The sequence below is a fragment of the Phenylobacterium sp. genome, assembly GCF_036263695.1.
Taxonomy (GTDB): Bacteria; Pseudomonadota; Alphaproteobacteria; order Caulobacterales; family Caulobacteraceae; genus Phenylobacterium.
In genome coordinates this window covers 1-14,746 of the sequence record NZ_DATAGM010000030.1, presented here as the reverse complement: position 1 = coordinate 14,746, position 14,746 = coordinate 1, and the positions used below count along the sequence as shown (strand labels likewise).

Sequence of the window (14,746 nt, the reverse complement as noted above, 5' to 3'; positions counted from 1 at the left end):
CCGTCGAAGCCGAAGGCCGCGCCCTGGGCGCACTGCCGCTCCAGGCCTGCGTCGTCGTCGATGCCGTTGAACACCCCGTCGAGCACCACCACCCCGTGGGCCCGGGCGGCGGCGACCGCCAGCGACAGCGGGCCCAGCAGGGGCGCGCGCTCGGCGTCGAGCCGGCAGCGCATCTCCTTGGCCAGGTCGTTGGTTCCGATCACCCAAGCGGCCACGGCCGCGCCCCGGCCCGCAGCGGCGCCCAGGTCGTCGAGCCGGAACAGCGCCTGGCAGGTCTCGATCATGATCCAGAGCGGGCAAGCGCCGTCCAGCCCGATCGCGTAGGCGGCGATGTCGCCGGGCGTGGAGACCTTGGGCGCCAGCACCGCGTCCGGCCGGGCGGCGGCCGCGGCGGCCAGGTCGTCCTGGCCCCAGGGGGTGTCCAGGCCGTTGATCCGGATCACCACCTCCCGGTCGCCGAAGCCGCCGGCGCGCACCGCCTCGACCGCCTGGGTCCGGGCGGCCGCCTTGGCGTCGGGCGCGACGGCGTCCTCCAGGTCGAGGATGACCACGTCGCAGGGCAGCTCGCGCGCCTTCTCGAGGGCGCGGGCGTTGGCGGCCGGCATGTAGAGCGCGCTGCGGCGGGGCCTGGCGTGCGTCATCTTCGCGGGGTCCCTGTGATGGCTAAGGGTCCGTCTTAGCGGCTACAATGTCCTCATGACCACCCGCTACGATCCCGGCGCCCGCAACGTGCTCGGCGGCGAGCTGACGAGCTGCTCGACCGAGCCGATGACCGGCTTCTTCCGCAACGGCTGTTGCGAGACAGGCCCGGAGGATCTGGGCCTGCACACGGTCTGCGCGGTGATGACCGCCGACTTCCTGGCCTACTCCAAGGCGGCGGGCAACGATCTCTCCACGCCCCGCCCGGACCTGATGTTCGAGGGCCTGAAGCCCGGCGACCGCTGGTGCCTCTGCGCCCCGCGCTGGAAGGAAGCGCTCGACGCCGGCGCCGCGCCCAAGGTGGTGCTGGAGGCCACCCACGAGGAGACGCTCGCCATCGTGCCGCTCGGCATCCTCAAGGACCACGCGGTGGAGGCTTAGTCCCAGCCCCTCTCCCTCACCTCAACCCATACTCACGCTCGAGCGTGTAGCTCGAGCCCTGCGGCGACAGGCGGCTGGAATAGAGGCCGAAGCGGTCCACGTGGAAGGGGGGCGACTGGAGGAGGTTGTTGGCCTGGATCCATTGGGCCGCCTTGGCCGGGTCGGCGCGCCGCAGGTAGGCGAGGGTGACGTGCGGGCGGTAGCTGCGCTTCTCGGCCTTCAGGCCCGCCCGCCGGGCGGCCTGCTCGCAGCGGCCGGCGAGCTGTCTCAGGGCGGGGTTGTCGGCCACGCCGGCCCAGATGGCGTGGACCTCGGCGCCGTCGCCGAACGCGCCAGCGCCCTGAAGCTGCAGGTCCATGGGGGCGCCGACGGTGCGGGCGAGCTCGCCGTCCAGGTCGTCGGCGACGTCCTCCTTCACCTCGCCGAAGAAGCGCAGGGTGATATGCAGGGCTTCGGGCGGGCGCCAGCGCGCCCCGTCGAGACCGGTCTGGCGGCGGACGAGGCCCTCGGCGATCGTGGGCGGGATCGCCACTGCGGCGAACAGGCGAACCATCAGGGTTCAGGCTTACCGCGCCGACAGCCCCCGCGCCACCAGCGGCGCGAGCCGGCGGGCGATCACCGCCACCCCTTGCGCGTTCGGGTGGATGCCGTCCGGCTGGTTGAGGTTGGGGTTCAGCGAGATCCCGGACAGCATGTCCGGCAGGAACAGCACGCCGTGGGCCTTGGCCACCTTGGCGAAGGCGCCGTTGAAGGCTCGCGCGTAGCCGCCGCCGAGGATCGGCGGGACCTGCACGCCGGCCAGCACCACCTTAACCCCGCGGGCCTTCAGCCGGCGCACGATCCGGTCGAGGTTGGCCTGCACCTGCGACGGGTCTGTCCCGGTGAGCAGGTCATTGCCGCCGAGCGCCACGACGCAGAGCTCGACGTCCTTCGGCACGGCGCGGTCGACGCGGGCGGCGCCGCCGGCGGTGGTGTCGCCAGAGCGGCCGGCGCCGATCACCTTGGCCGGCACGCCCATCCGGGCGAGTTCGGCCTGCAGCCGGGCCGGCAACGCCTGGCTGGCCGGAAGCCCGTATCCGGAGGCGATCGAATCACCCAGCAGGGCGACCCGCCGGGCGGGCGCGCCGAGGGCCGGGCCGGCCAGGGCGGCGAGCCCGGCCGCGATCAGCGCGCGCCGGGACAGTGCGGTGACGTCTTTGGAGTGCATCGCCGTCGGATGTAGGAATTGGCGGCGCGTTTCCAATGACTTGTTCTTAACGATTGCAGCTACTCTGCTGCTGCTCAAAGGAACCGGCCACTGACGCAGGCTTTATCCGCAAGGCCTTGCCTGTAACGGGCCGGACCACGATATTGTGGACGTGTCCAATCCGGACGAACTGAACAAAAGGGCTAAGCCTCTCATGAGCGACTTCAACCGCGGCTACGCGCGCACGGTCCCTGCGGACCGGGCCGACATGTCGGTGGACGCGGGACTGCGCAGCTTCATGCTCGGCGTCTACAACAAAGTGGCGCTGGGCCTCGTCCTCTCCGGCGCCCTGGCCTACGTGACCAGCTCCGTGGCGCCCGTGCGCGACATGCTGTTCCAGGTCACTGCGGACGGCCGTTTCGCCGGCTACACCCTGCCGGGCATGGTGGTGGTGTTCTCGCCGCTGGTGCTGCTGCTGGTGTCGGGCTTCGCCATGCGCAACCCGACCGCCAAGTCGACCAGCCTGCTCTACTGGGTGATCGTGTCCCTGATGGGCGCCTCGCTCGGCGTGCTGGGCCTGGTTTACACCGGCACCTCGCTGGTTTCGACCTTTCTGATCACCGCGACCGCCTTCGGCGCGCTGAGCCTCTTCGGCTACACGACCAAGAAGGACCTGACCGGCTTCGGCAGCTTCCTGATCGTCGGTCTGTTCGGCCTGATCATCGCCTCGGTGGTGAACATCTTCCTGCAAAACAGCGTGATGGCCTTCATCATCAGCCTGGTGGGCGTGTTCATCTTCGCGGGCCTGATCGCCTTCGACACCCAGCGGCTGAAGATGACCTACTACCAGCTGGCCGGCGATCATGAGGCGATGGGCGTGGCGACCAGCTACGGCGCGCTCAGCCTCTACATCAACTTCATCAACCTCTTCCAATTCCTGCTCAGCATCTTCGGCGACCGCCGCTAGACCTGACGCCAGGACGTAAGTCCGAAGCCCCGGCGGAGCGATCCGCCGGGGCTTTTCATTGTCCGCTCATCGCCGCGAAGGTCGGGATCCACGCTTGTCTGGGCCCCGCCTTCGCGGGATGAGCGGGAGAAGGCCCCCCGCTACTCGACCACCTTGAACCGCCCCTTGTCGAAGAAGCGGAGCACCTGGTCGAGCTCGTGGCCGCGGCGCAGGACCATGCCGCCTTCGCCCATCACCGCCCACTGGCCCTGCCGGCGGGCCAGCGCCGGGCGTTTCTCGATGCGGTAGACCGGGGCCTCTGAGGCTCTGCGGAAGACCGAGAAGACGGCCGCTTCGGCCCCGCCGCCGATGGCGTAGTCGCGCCACTCGCCGGCGGCGACCATTCGGCCGTAGAGCCTCAGGATGCGGTCCAGTTCGCGGCGGTCGAAGAAGACGTGCCGGCCGCCGCGGGCCGCTATGGGTGGGTCAAACGCCATAAAAACCTTAGCCTCATCGGGAGCTTGCCTGAAAAGGGCCGGGCTGCAAACAGGGACGTGGTGTGGAACGGGGACGAGAACAACCGGCGCCACCCGCCAAGAAAAGACCTTATTTCGGTCCAGTCCGCGCCCGGTTGCCCCCCGATAAGGTGACCATCGGTTGGTCGGAACCTTGCTGGTCCCGGATCCTGAACAGCCCCCCCAGCCCCCCTGGATCGCGGGCTTCGATCAACCGATACTGAATAAGAATCCCCTCCCAGAGCCGCCCGGCGCCCGAATCGCCGGGCGGCTTGCTGTTTGGGGCAGCGTTCGACGCTCAGCGCACCTGCGGGGACGCGGCGCGGCGCTCGGGGGCGACGGTGACCTCCACGGGGCGACCGGCCCGAATAACCCGCAGCTGCAGGCGGGCGCCGGCTTCGGAGCCGCTCACCCGGCGGATCACGTCGGCGGCCTCGTTCACCGTCTCCCCATCCACCTGCACGACCACGTCGCCGGGCCGAAGGCCTGCGTTGGCCGCCGGCCCGCCAGGGACCAGGCTGGCGATCACCGCCCCGCCGTCGGGCGCCCCCAGCGCCTGGGCCTGGGCCGGATTGAGGTCGCCGATGCCGGCGCCGATGAAGCCGCGCTCCACACGGCCGGTGCGGATCAGCTGCTCGGTCACCTGACGGGCCAGGGCGGCGGGGATAGCGAACCCGATGCCGACGTTGGCGCCGGTCGGCGAGAAGATGGCGCTGTTCACCCCCACCACCTCGCCCCGGGCGTTGAAGGTCGGCCCGCCGGAGTTGCCCTGGTTGATCGGCGCGTCCAGCTGCACGAAGTCCACATAGGCCGAGCCGATGTTGCGCCCGTAGGCCGAGACGATGCCGCTGGTGGCGGTGGTGCCCAGGCCGAACGGATTGCCGATGGCGATCACCGCCTCGCCGACCCGCGGGTTGGCGGCGCGCGAGAAGCTGACGAACGGGAAGTCGCGGCCCTCCGCCTTCAGCACGGCCAGATCAGTCGCCGGGTCGCGGCCGACGACCCGCGCCCGCAGCTTGCGCTCGTCGGTGGTCACCACGACGACGTCCTGGGCCTCGCCCACCACGTGGTCGTTGGTGACGATGTGGCCCTCGGCGGAGATGAAGAAGCCCGAGCCCGACGACATCGAGCGCACCGGCGGCCGGCGCTCCAGCACCCGGCCGAAGGGAGTGTCGTAGATCACCGCCGGCGGGGTCTCCACGGCCACGGCGTAGATCGAAACGACCGCCGGGGAGACGCGCTCGTAGACCTCGGGAAAGGAGGCCGGCGCCAGGGCCGGCGCGTTGGTCGCGTTGCTTGGCGCGTCGGCCTGCGGCAGCTGCGTCTGCGCGGGCCGTTCGCACGCCGCCAGCACCAGAAGGCCCATCAGGGCCCCGCCCGATCGCTTCATCTCGCCATCCTCAGGTTCGCCCCCTGACTGAACGCCGAGCGGTGGGCCTCAAGGCTTTTCGGCCGCCGCCAGGATGCGGCCGCCCTTGGCGCCCTGGACCAGCAGCACCGTCTTCAGCCCCTCTTCGGCCCGCGTCCGGATCCGGTAGGCCGTGGGCCGGCCGCGCCACACGCCCAGCCGGACGATCTCGCGCACCACGTTGCGGTGGCTGACCTTCTTGCCGCGGTTGTCGCCGGCCTTGACCTCCACCAGCTGCTCGCGCGGGTCGTAGCGCACCAGCCAGACCTCGGCGCCGCCCCTGGGCGGGCGACCGGAGCCGACGTCCACCCGGCGCTCGCCAATGAACTTGACGTCGGGCGGATCGCGGGGCGACCGCGCCGCCTCGGCGATCAGGCTCTCCACCCGCTCGGTCTGCACGCCCGGCGCCTGCTTGCGCCCGTCCACCACCACCTGCGGGGTGTAGGGCTCGTCCAACTCCAGGCGGTCCACATAGGCGCGTTGGCGCTCTGCGAACTCCGCCTTGGCGAAGGTGTCGCTCCAGCCGGTGTAGTCCCAGTAGTCGACCGAATAGGTGAGAGGCAGGACGCCCTTGCGCGCGGCGAGGTCGCCGACGAAGTCGTTGGCGGTCCCGCAGGCCTGACAGCCCTGGGCGGTGAACAGCTCGACCACGACCGGCGGCTTGGCGGCCCAGGCGAGGGCGGGAAGGGCCAGCCAGAGCAGGGAAATAAGCGCAGCTTTACGCATGTGCGCGGCAATTAAGCGGAAGAGCGCCCGCTTGGTATCTCAACAAGGTGTGACCGGCCCCCTGCACTGCGGGCAAGGGGCCGGCCGCCACTTAGGCCGCCTGCCGCGCCAGGTTGCGCAGCACGTAGTTCAGAACGCCGCCGTTCTTGAAGTACTCGAGCTCGGTCGGCGTATCGATGCGGCAGCGAACCGGGAAGCGGGCGATGCGGCCATCGGAGGCGCGGTACATCTCGATCGTCAGCTGCTTGCGGGGCGACAGGTCCTGCAGGCCGCGGATGGTGACGATCTCCTCGCCGGTCAGGCCGAGCTTGTGCCAGCCCTCGTGCAGGAACTGCAGCGGCAGCACGCCCATGCCGACCAGGTTCGAGCGGTGGATGCGCTCGAAGCTCTCGGCGATCACCGCCCGCACGCCCAGCAGCTTGGTGCCCTTGGCCGCCCAGTCGCGCGAGGAGCCGGTGCCGTATTCCTTGCCCGCGAACACCACCAGCGGCCGGCCTTCGGCCTGGTAGCGCATGGCCGCGTCGTAGATCGACATCACCTCGCCGGACGGGAAGTGCTTGGTCACCCCGCCTTCGATCTCCGGGGTGATCTTGTTGCGGATGCGGATGTTGGCGAAGGTGCCCCGCATCATCACCTCGTGGTTGCCGCGGCGGGCGCCGTAGGAGTTGAACTCCGACTGCGGAACCTGGTGCATGCGCAGGTACTCGCCGGCCGGACCGCTGGCCTTGATCGAGCCGGCCGGGCTGATGTGGTCGGTGGTGATCGAGTCGCCGAACACGCCCAGCACGCGGGCCTCGACGATGTCGACGACCGCCTCCGGCTCCATCTTCATGTTCTGGAAGTAGGGCGGGTTCTGCACATAGGTGGAGCCCATGTCCCAGGCGTAGGTCTGGCCGCCGGCCACCTTGATGCCCTGCCAGTTCTTGTCGCCCTTGAAGACGTCGCCGTAGCGGGTGGCGAACATCTTGCCGGTGACGTGCTTGCGCTGCAGCGTGGCGATCTCTTCGTTGGTCGGCCAGATGTCCTTCAGGTAGACCGGCTGGCCGTCCTTGCCCTCGCCGAGCGGCTCGGAGTCCATGTCCTTCAGCATCGTGCCGGCCAGCGCATAGGCGACCACCAGCGGCGGGCTGGCCAGGTAGTTGGCGCGCACGTCCGGGTTCACCCGGCCTTCGAAGTTGCGGTTGCCCGAAAGCACGGAGACCGCCACCAGGTCGTTCTTCTGGACCGTCTCGCTGATCGCGTCGGGCAGCGGGCCCGAGTTGCCGATGCAGGTCGTGCAGCCGTAGCCCACCAGGTTGAAGCCAAGGGCGTCCAGGTGCTTGGTCAGGCCAGCGGCCTTCAGATAGTCGGTGACCACCTGGGAGCCGGGGGCCAGCGAGGTCTTCACCCAGGGCTTCACCTGCAGGCCCTTCTCGACGGCCTTCTTGGCCACCAGCCCGGCGGCGATGAGCACGCTGGGATTGGAGGTGTTGGTGCAGGAGGTGATGGCGGCGATCACCACGTCGCCGTTGCCCAGGTCGAAGTTCTCACCGGCGACCGGGAAGCGCTCGGTGTAGTCCGGCTTGTTGAACTCGCCGGTCAGCGCGGTGCGGAATTCGGACGCGGCGTCGGTCAGCACCACCCGGTCCTGCGGCCGCTTCGGACCGGCCAGCGAGGGGCGCAGGTCGGTCAGGTCGAGCTGCAGGGTGTCGGAGAACACCGGATCCGGATCGGTCGGGTCGCGCCACAGGCCCTGCGCCTTCGCGTAGGCCTCGACCAGGGCGACGCGCTCGGGCGCGCGGCCCGTGGCGGCCAGGTAGTCGATGGTCGCCTTGGTGATCGGGAAGAAGCCGCAGGTGGCGCCGTACTCGGGGGCCATGTTGGCGATGGTCGCCTGATCCTCGAGGGTCAGGTTGGCCAGGCCGGGGCCGTAGAATTCGACGAACTTGCCGACCACGCCCTTCTTGCGGAGCATCTGGGTGACGGTCAGCACCAGGTCGGTGGCGGTCGCGCCCTGCGGCATGGCGCCGTCCAGGCGGAAGCCGATGACTTCCGGGATCAGCATCGGGATCGGCTGGCCCAGCATGGCCGCCTCGGCCTCGATGCCACCGACGCCCCAGCCCAGCACCGCCAGGCCGTTGACCATGGTGGTGTGGCTGTCGGTGCCGACCACGGTGTCCGGATAGGCGAGGACCTGGCCGTCCACTTCCCCGGTCCAGACGGTCTGGGCCAGGTATTCCAGGTTCACCTGGTGGCAGATGCCGGTGCCGGGGGGCACGACGCGGAAGTTGTTGAAGGCCGAGGAGCCCCAGCGCAGGAAGCGGTAGCGCTCCATGTTGCGCTCGTACTCGCGCTTCACGTTCTCATCGAACGACTTGGGCGTACCGAAGTTGTCGACCATCACCGAGTGGTCGATGACCAGGTCCACCGGGCTCAGCGGATTGATCTTCTCGGGGTTGGCGCCCAGCTGGGTCATGGCGTCGCGCATCGCGGCGAGGTCCACGACGGCCGGCACGCCGGTGAAGTCCTGCATCAGCACGCGGGCCGGCCGGAAGCTGATCTCGTGCTCGACCGCCCCCTTGTTCTCCAGCCAGGCGGCGACCGCTTTCAGGTCTTCGGAGGAGACGGTGAGGCCGTCCTCGTTACGCAGCAGGTTCTCGAGGAGAACCTTCATCGACATAGGCAGATTGGAGATGCCGGCGAGGCCGGCCTCTTCCGCAGCGCGCAGGCTGTAGTAGACATAGGTCTTATCGCCCACCACGAGTTCGCGGCGGGTGTTCAGGCTGTCGGTCGACGCCATTAGGAATCCTTTCTCTGTCCCCGGCCGTCCACGCACCCGCAAAAGGATCGCGCGCTAGAAGCGGACACACAGCGTTCGCATCTGCGCGGCGTTGGCCCTTAGGGGGCGCCACGGCCGCGCGCTTCATAGACCCGGGCGTCGAGCGCGTCCATGCGGCGGATGCCGAAGCCTGCGCCTCCCCCTGCGGCGCACAGGCGGCCGCGCGCACATGATCGACACCCTGACCGTCGAGGACCTCGCGGTGCGGCGCGGCGAGCGGCTGCTGTTCAGCGGCCTTGGCCTGACGCTGTCGGCGGGCGAGGCGGTGGCGCTGGTCGGGCGCAACGGGTCGGGCAAGACCAGCCTGTTGCGGGCGGTCGCCGGGCTGGTGCGGCCGGACGCCGGGCGGATCGGCTTCGGCGACGTCGACCCGCGTGACGCCAGAGCGGACGGCGTCCACCTGTTGGGCCACCAGGATGGGCTCAAGCCCGCTCGCACGGGCGCCGAGGAACTGGCCTTCTGGAGCCGCTGGATGGGCGGGTCGGAGGCCCTGATGCAGGCCGCCGCCGAGCGGCTGTCGCTGAAGCCGCTGCTGGAGCTGGAGGTGCGCCGCCTGTCGGCCGGCCAGCGGCGCAGGGTGGCGCTGGCGAGGCTGCTGGCCGCCCCCCGGCCGCTGTGGCTGCTCGACGAGCCGCTCAGTCCGCTGGATGCGGAATGGCGTTCCAGGTTCGCCGAACTGATGGCCGAGCACCTGGCCGGCGGGGGCCTGATCCTGGCCGCGGTGCACGATCCGCTGCCGGGCGCCAGCCGCACGCTGGAGATCCCGGCGTGAGCCTTTCGGCCCTGTTCCGGCGCGAAATCTCCCTGGCCTGGGGGCGGGGCGGAGGACCGCTGGTCGCCGTCGGCTTCTACGCGGGGGCGGCGACCCTGCTGCCCCTATCAATCGGCCCCGACGCCGAGCGGCTGGGCGCCGTCGCAGTCGGCGCCGCCTGGGTGGCGCTGGCGCTGGCCAGCCTGCTCTCACTCGAGCGCCTGTTCGAGCGGGACTACGAGGACGGGGCGCTGGACCTGCTGGTGCTCGGCCGTCCACCGCTGGAACTGGCCTGCGCCGTGAAATGCCTGGGCCAGTGGATCGCCGCCGGCGTGCCGCTGGCGCTGGCCGCTCCGGTGTTCTCCATCGCCCTGGGCGCGGACCCGCGGCTGAGCGGGCTGATCCTGGCCTGCGCCCTAACCGGCGGCCTGGCCTTCGCCTTCGTCGGCGGGGTCGGTGCAACCCTCAGCCTCGGAGCGCGCCGTGGGGGCCTGCTCACCGCGGTGATCGTCCTGCCGCTGTTCGTGCCGCCGGTGATCTTCGGCGGCGGAGCGCTGGAGGCGTTCGGCGGCGGCCTCCCGTGGCGCGGCGGCTTTGCGCTGATGTGCGCCTATGCGGCCGGCGCCGTGGCGCTGGGGCCGCTGGCGATGGCGGCCGCCTGCCGCAATGCCCTGTCATAACGCGCCGTAGCGCGGCGTCCCAGCAGAAGGCGTTCGACCCCATGGCCCAGTAGCGCGGCGGGCGCGGAAAGCACGGCGGATGCGGGCCGGGCGGGCATAGGCGGCCACGGCGGTCCCGCGGCCGGCTGACGCTTGCCGCAAAAGGCGCCGGGGTCTAAGCCCGCGGCATGATCCCGGCGCCGGCCTTCCTGTCCAATCCCGAGAGGTTCATGGCCTTCTCGCGCTGGGCCGCGCCGCTGTTCGGGGCGATCGCCGTGGCGCTGGCCGCGGCCGGTCTGTGGCTCGCCTTCACCGCGCCCGAGGACTACCAGCAGGGCGACACGGTGCGGATCATGTTCATCCACGTGCCGGCGGCCTGGATGAGCATGTTCGTCTACGCCTGCCTGGGCGTGGCCAGCTTCCTGTCCCTGATTTTCCGTCACGCCCTGGCGGACGCCGCCGCCCGCTCCGCCGCCCCGCTGGGCGCGGCCTTCACCCTGGTGACCCTGGTCACCGGCGCCCTGTGGGGCAAGCCGATGTGGGGGACCTGGTGGGTGTGGGACGCCCGGCTGACCTCGGTGCTGGTGCTGTTCCTGCTCTACCTGGCCTACATGGCCCTGCGCTCGTCGATCGACGATGAGGCCAAGGGCGCGCGGGCCGCGGCGATCCTGGCGCTGGCCGGGCTGATCAACCTGCCGATCATCCACTACTCGGTGGAATGGTGGAATTCGCTGCACCAGGGCGCATCGGTGTTCCGCGAGGGCGGGCCGGCCATGCCGCCGGTGTTCTGGGTGCCGATCATCCTGATGGCGCTGGCCTATCTTGCGGCGTTCGGCTCCCTGTGGCTGGTGCGGATCCGCGCCGAGGTGTGGCGCCGGCGGGCCGAGGCTGCGGCCCTGCGGGCGGCGCGGGCGTAAGGCGGATGCCCGACTTCGACGCTGGAAAGTACGCGCCCTACGTCTGGCCGGCCTTCGCCGTGACCGCGGCGGTGTTCGCCTGGATGGTGGTCTCCAGCCTCGCCCAGGCGCGCCGCTGGCGCCGCCGGGCGGAGCAGCGCAAGGAGCAGACCCCTTGAACCGCTGGCTCGCCGCCCTGCCGCTAGTCGCGCTGGTGGCGCTCGGGCTGCTGTTCGGCCTCTATGCGCTGAACCGCAACCCGGAGGTCCAGCCCAAGGCCCTGGTCGGCAAGCCCGTGCCCGACGTGGTGCTGGCGAGCCTCGAAGACGGGCGGGAGGTGAGGGTGCGCGAGGCGCTGAAGGGCGGGCCTGTGCTGGTCAACTTCTTCGCCTCCTGGTGCGCCCCCTGCGAGATCGAGCACCCGGTGCTGATGGACCTGCAGCGCCGCCAGGTGAGGGTGATCGGCATCGCCTACAAGGATGCCCCGGAGAACACCCAGGCCTTCCTGACCCGGCTGGGGGACCCGTTCTCGGCCAAGCTGGTGGACCGGGACGGGCGGGCCGGGATCGAGTTCGGCGTCACCGGCGTGCCGGAGACCTATCTGATCGGCGCCGACGGCATGATCCTCGACAAGCACACCGGCCCGCTGACCGACGCGGACGCCGCCCGGCTGATCGCCAAGACCGGCCGTTAACCTTTCGGCAAGCGGGCGCGGGCAGGGTCCGAGAAGGTCCTGTTAACCATAGCGCCCCGCCCGTGACAGCCGTCCGTCCGCCCGTTCCGCACGCGCCCCAGCCGGGGAGCGCCCCCGCCAGCCAGGCGCGCACCGCGGCTCAGCGGGCGTTCTTCGAGGCGGCGCTCGGCAAGGCCGCCGCGGCCCAGGCGCCGACCGCGCCGGTCAGGCCCGCGCCCGTCCAGCCCGCCGCCGTCGCCGCGCCCGCTGCGCCGGCCGAGCCCCCGCGCAAGATCCTGCGCCCCGGCTCCCTCCTCGACATCAAGGTCTGACCCCTTCCTCCCCCCATGAGGGAGAGGAAGGCGGATCACTCCGCCGGCGCTTCCAGCGCGGGATCGTCGGCCAGTTCCAGGAGGTAGCGGCCGTATTCGCTCTTGGCCATGGCCTCGCCGAGGGCGCGGAGTTGGTCGCGGTTGATCCAGCGGTTGTAGAAGGCGATCTCCTCCAGGCAACCGATGCGCAGGCCCTGGCGCTGCTCGAAGGTCCGGATCAGCTCGCCGGCCTGGATCAGGCTGTCATGGGTGCCGGCGTCCTCCCAGGCGAAGCCGCGGCCCAGCAGCTCCACGTGCAGCTCGCCGGCGTCCAGGTAGATCTGGTTGAGGGCGGTGATCTCCAGCTCGCCGCGGGCCGAGCGGGTCAGGGTGTGGGCGAACTGACTGGCCCGGCCGTCGTAGAAGTAGAGGCCGGTGACCGCGTAGTTGGACTTCGGCCTGGCCGGCTTCTCCTCGATGCTGACCGCGCGCCCGCCGGTGCCGAGCTCGACCACGCCGTAGCGTTCCGGGTCGTGCACCGGGTAGGCGAACACCGTCGCGCCCTGCTCGCGGGCGGCGGCCGAGCGCAGCATCTGCCCGAAGTTCTGTCCGAAGAAGATGTTGTCGCCGAGGATCATCACGCTCGGCTCGCCGGCGATGAACTGTTCGCCCAGGATGTAGGCTTCCGCCAGGCCTCCGGGCGTCGGCTGGACCACGTATTCGAACTTCACGCCCAGGTGCGAGCCGTCGCCGAGCAGGCGTTTGAAGCCGGCCTGGTCCTCGGGCGTGGTGATGATCAGCATCTCGCGCACGCCCGCCAGCATCAGCACCGAGATCGGATAGTAGACCATCGGCTTGTCGTAGACCGGCAGCAGCTGCTTGGAGACGGCGAGGGTCAGCGGGTGCAGCCGGGTGCCGGAGCCTCCGGCCAGGACGATGCCGCGCCTCATGCCGCGTCCCGCGTGGCCGGCAGGGCCGCCACCGCCTCGGCCAGCGGTTCGCGCCAGTGGCGGGGCGTCACGCCGAACACTTCGGCGAGCCGCCTGCAGTCGAGCTCGGCGTTGAGGGCCCGGCGGGCGGGCAGGTTGAGCGCGCTGGTCGGGACCGGCTCCATGGGCGGCGCCGGCCGGCCGGGCCAGGCCAGCTCGAAGATCGCTCTGGCCATCTCCACGCGCGTGGCCACGCCCTGGTTGGCGAAGTGCAGCAGTCCCCATTCGCGCGCGCCGCCCGGCGCGGCGGCGAGGCGCCGGGCCTGGGCCAGCACGAAGGCGGCGACGTCGGCGCTGGCGGTCGGCCGGGCGCGCTGGTCGTCCACCACCTTCAGCACCGGCTGGCTGGCGGCGAGCCGCAACATCAGCTGCAGGAAGTTCTGCCCGAAGGCGGAGAACAGCCAGGAGACGCGGATGACCAGCGAACGGTCGTGCAGCTGCAGCACCGCATCCTCTCCGGCCAGCTTGGAGGCGCCGTAGACCATCAGCGGACCCACCGGATCCGTCTCGACATAGGCGCCCGCCTTGGCGCCGGAGAACACCATGTCGGTGGAGATGTGGACGAGCGGGGTGTTGCGCGCCCTGCAGGCCCTCGCCATCGCCGCCGGCGCGCGGCCATTGATGGCGTAGGCCAGGTCCGGCTCGCTCTCCGCCCTGTCGACGGCGGTGTAGGCGGCGGCATTGAGGACGAGGTCGATGTCGCCCGCCTCGCCGATGGCGCGGGCCACCGCGTCGGCGTCGACCAGGTCGACCTCGGCGCGGGAGAGGGCGATCACCTCCACCTCGCCGCCGGCGCGGGCCAGGACCTCGCGCGACAGCTGCCCGGTGGCGCCGAACTGCAGGATCTTCAGGCTCATGCCCGCAGAAGGCCCAGGCGCTCTGAGGTGAAGCCGCGGTCGCGGATCGCCTGCACCCAGTCCCAGTTGTCCACGTACCAGCGGACCGTCTCCTCCAGGCCCGCCTCGAGGCTGTGGCGCGGCGCCCAGCCGAGTTCGCCCATGATCTTCGAGGCGTCGATCGCGTACCGGTAGTCGTGGCCCGGCCGGTCGGCGACGTAGGCGATCTTCTCAGCGTGCGGCCGGTTCCCTGGCGCGTGCTTGTCGAGGTAGGCGCAGAGCAGCTTCACCACCTCGATGTTGCGCACGCACGCGTTGCCGCCGATGGCGTAGGTCTCGCCGAGCCGGCCCTTGCCCAGGACAGTCAGCAGAGCCTCGGCGTGGTCCTCCACGTGCAGCCAGTCGCGGGACTGCAGGCCCTGGCCGTAGACCGGGATCTCGCGCCCCTCCATCGCCCGGGAGATCACCGTCGGGATCAGCTTCTCGGGAAATTGGAACGGGCCGTAGTTGTTCGAGCAGTTGGTCAGCACCACGGGCATGCCGTAGGTCCGGCCCCAGGCGCGGACCAGGTGGTCGGCGCCGGCCTTGCTGGCCGAATAGGGCGACTTGGGATCGTACGGCGTCTCCTCGGTGAAGGCGCCCTCGTCGCCGAGCTCGCCGAACACCTCGTCGGTGGAGACGTGGTGGAAGCGGAAGGCGTCCTTGGCCTCGCCGGTCAGCCCGTTCCAATGGGCGCGGGCGGCCTCCAGCAGCACGGCGGTGCCCATCACGTTGGCGCGGACGAAGTCGAGCGGGTTCTCGATGGCTCGGTCGTTGTGGGTCTCGGCGGCCAGGTGCATCACCGCGTCCGGCCGGTGGCGGGCGAAGATGGCGCGCAGGGCGGCGGCGTCGGCGATGTCCGCCTGCTCGAAGGCGTAGGCCCCGCTGCCCTCGACGGCGGCGACGTTGGCCA

At 70.7% G+C, this 14,746-nt stretch carries 18 protein-coding genes; 8 read left to right on the top strand and 10 right to left on the bottom strand.

Features of this window, described 5'->3' with window-relative positions; all coding sequences use genetic code 11:
- A partial coding sequence (locus VHK87_RS01215) for a CoA ester lyase (protein WP_329633075.1) occupies positions 1–641 on the bottom strand: 641 nt, incomplete at its 3' end.
- Between the two features lie 55 nt (positions 642–696).
- On the opposite strand from VHK87_RS01215, the gene VHK87_RS01210 reads away from it, so the two are divergent.
- Positions 697–1,080 (top strand): DUF2237 domain-containing protein, encoded by a 384-nt coding sequence (locus tag VHK87_RS01210; RefSeq protein WP_329633074.1) that lies wholly within the window; start codon positions 697–699, stop codon positions 1,078–1,080.
- Positions 1,081–1,096: 16 nt separating this feature from the next.
- Here VHK87_RS01210 and thpR read toward each other — a convergent pair whose 3' ends face one another.
- Together thpR and VHK87_RS01200 are read right to left on the bottom strand one after the other, a co-directional pair.
- Positions 1,097–1,633, bottom strand: coding sequence for an RNA 2',3'-cyclic phosphodiesterase (gene thpR / locus VHK87_RS01205; RefSeq protein WP_329633073.1), 537 nt, complete (start codon positions 1,631–1,633; stop codon positions 1,097–1,099).
- A 12-nt stretch (positions 1,634–1,645) separates the two neighbouring features.
- Positions 1,646–2,287, bottom strand: coding sequence for an arylesterase (locus VHK87_RS01200; protein WP_329633072.1), 642 nt, complete (start codon positions 2,285–2,287; stop codon positions 1,646–1,648).
- Between the two features lie 193 nt (positions 2,288–2,480).
- Here VHK87_RS01200 and VHK87_RS01195 point away from each other — a divergent pair, with 193 nt between their 5' ends.
- Positions 2,481–3,233 carry a Bax inhibitor-1/YccA family protein gene (locus VHK87_RS01195; protein WP_329633071.1) on the top strand — a complete coding sequence of 251 codons (753 nt, stop codon included), beginning with the start codon at positions 2,481–2,483 and terminating at the stop codon, positions 3,231–3,233.
- Between the two features lie 140 nt (positions 3,234–3,373).
- On the opposite strand, the gene VHK87_RS01190 is transcribed toward VHK87_RS01195, so the two are convergent.
- The 4 genes from VHK87_RS01190 to acnA all read right to left on the bottom strand — a co-directional run bounded on the left by VHK87_RS01190 (position 3,374) and on the right by acnA (position 8,640).
- Positions 3,374–3,709, bottom strand: coding sequence for a DUF2794 domain-containing protein (locus VHK87_RS01190; RefSeq protein WP_329633070.1), 336 nt, complete (start codon positions 3,707–3,709; stop codon positions 3,374–3,376).
- 316 nt (positions 3,710–4,025) lie between these two features.
- Entirely contained in the window at positions 4,026–5,117 is a 1,092-nt protein-coding gene (locus VHK87_RS01185) for a S1C family serine protease (RefSeq protein WP_329633069.1), read from the bottom strand.
- Positions 5,118–5,165: 48 nt separating this feature from the next.
- Positions 5,166–5,861, bottom strand: coding sequence for a DUF1223 domain-containing protein (locus tag VHK87_RS01180; protein ID WP_329633068.1), 696 nt, complete (start codon positions 5,859–5,861; stop codon positions 5,166–5,168).
- A gap of 91 nt (positions 5,862–5,952) precedes the next feature.
- Positions 5,953–8,640, bottom strand: coding sequence for an aconitate hydratase AcnA (gene acnA, locus VHK87_RS01175; RefSeq protein WP_329633067.1), 2,688 nt, complete (start codon positions 8,638–8,640; stop codon positions 5,953–5,955).
- Between the two features lie 208 nt (positions 8,641–8,848).
- On the opposite strand from acnA, the gene ccmA reads away from it, so the two are divergent.
- The 6 genes from ccmA to VHK87_RS01145 all read left to right on the top strand — a co-directional run bounded on the left by ccmA (position 8,849) and on the right by VHK87_RS01145 (position 11,990).
- Positions 8,849–9,451: a heme ABC exporter ATP-binding protein CcmA gene (gene ccmA / locus VHK87_RS01170; protein ID WP_329633066.1), complete on the top strand. Its 603-nt coding sequence runs from the start codon at positions 8,849–8,851 to the stop codon at positions 9,449–9,451.
- Positions 9,448–10,110, top strand: a complete 663-nt coding sequence (gene ccmB, locus VHK87_RS01165; protein ID WP_329633065.1) for a heme exporter protein CcmB — start codon at positions 9,448–9,450, stop codon at positions 10,108–10,110. Before ccmA ends, ccmB begins: the two co-directional genes overlap by 4 nt.
- Before the next feature lie 167 nt (positions 10,111–10,277).
- The gene (gene ccmC / locus VHK87_RS01160; RefSeq protein ID WP_329633064.1) at positions 10,278–11,006 is read left to right on the top strand and encodes a heme ABC transporter permease CcmC; all 729 of its coding nucleotides are present in this window, start codon (positions 10,278–10,280) and stop codon (positions 11,004–11,006) included.
- Between the two features lie 5 nt (positions 11,007–11,011).
- The gene (gene ccmD / locus VHK87_RS01155; protein WP_329633063.1) at positions 11,012–11,164 is read left to right on the top strand and encodes a heme exporter protein CcmD; all 153 of its coding nucleotides are present in this window, start codon (positions 11,012–11,014) and stop codon (positions 11,162–11,164) included.
- A complete protein-coding gene (locus tag VHK87_RS01150) occupies positions 11,161–11,679 on the top strand; it encodes a DsbE family thiol:disulfide interchange protein (protein ID WP_329633062.1) in 519 nt (172 codons plus the stop codon). The genes ccmD and VHK87_RS01150 overlap by 4 nt, the downstream gene beginning before the upstream one ends.
- 62 nt (positions 11,680–11,741) lie before the next feature.
- Positions 11,742–11,990, top strand: coding sequence for a hypothetical protein (locus VHK87_RS01145; RefSeq protein WP_329633061.1), 249 nt, complete (start codon positions 11,742–11,744; stop codon positions 11,988–11,990).
- A 35-nt stretch (positions 11,991–12,025) separates the two neighbouring features.
- Here the strand turns inward: VHK87_RS01145 and rfbA are convergent, their stop codons facing one another.
- The 3 genes from rfbA to rfbB all read right to left on the bottom strand — a co-directional run.
- Positions 12,026–12,919, bottom strand: a complete 894-nt coding sequence (gene rfbA / locus VHK87_RS01140; RefSeq protein WP_329633060.1) for a glucose-1-phosphate thymidylyltransferase RfbA — start codon at positions 12,917–12,919, stop codon at positions 12,026–12,028.
- Positions 12,916–13,815, bottom strand: coding sequence for a dTDP-4-dehydrorhamnose reductase (rfbD, locus tag VHK87_RS01135; protein ID WP_329633059.1), 900 nt, complete (start codon positions 13,813–13,815; stop codon positions 12,916–12,918). Before rfbD ends, rfbA begins: the two co-directional genes overlap by 4 nt.
- Positions 13,812–14,746: dTDP-glucose 4,6-dehydratase (gene rfbB, locus VHK87_RS01130; protein ID WP_329633058.1), on the bottom strand; the 935-nt coding region annotated here is incomplete at its 5' end. The genes rfbB and rfbD, both read right to left, overlap by 4 nt.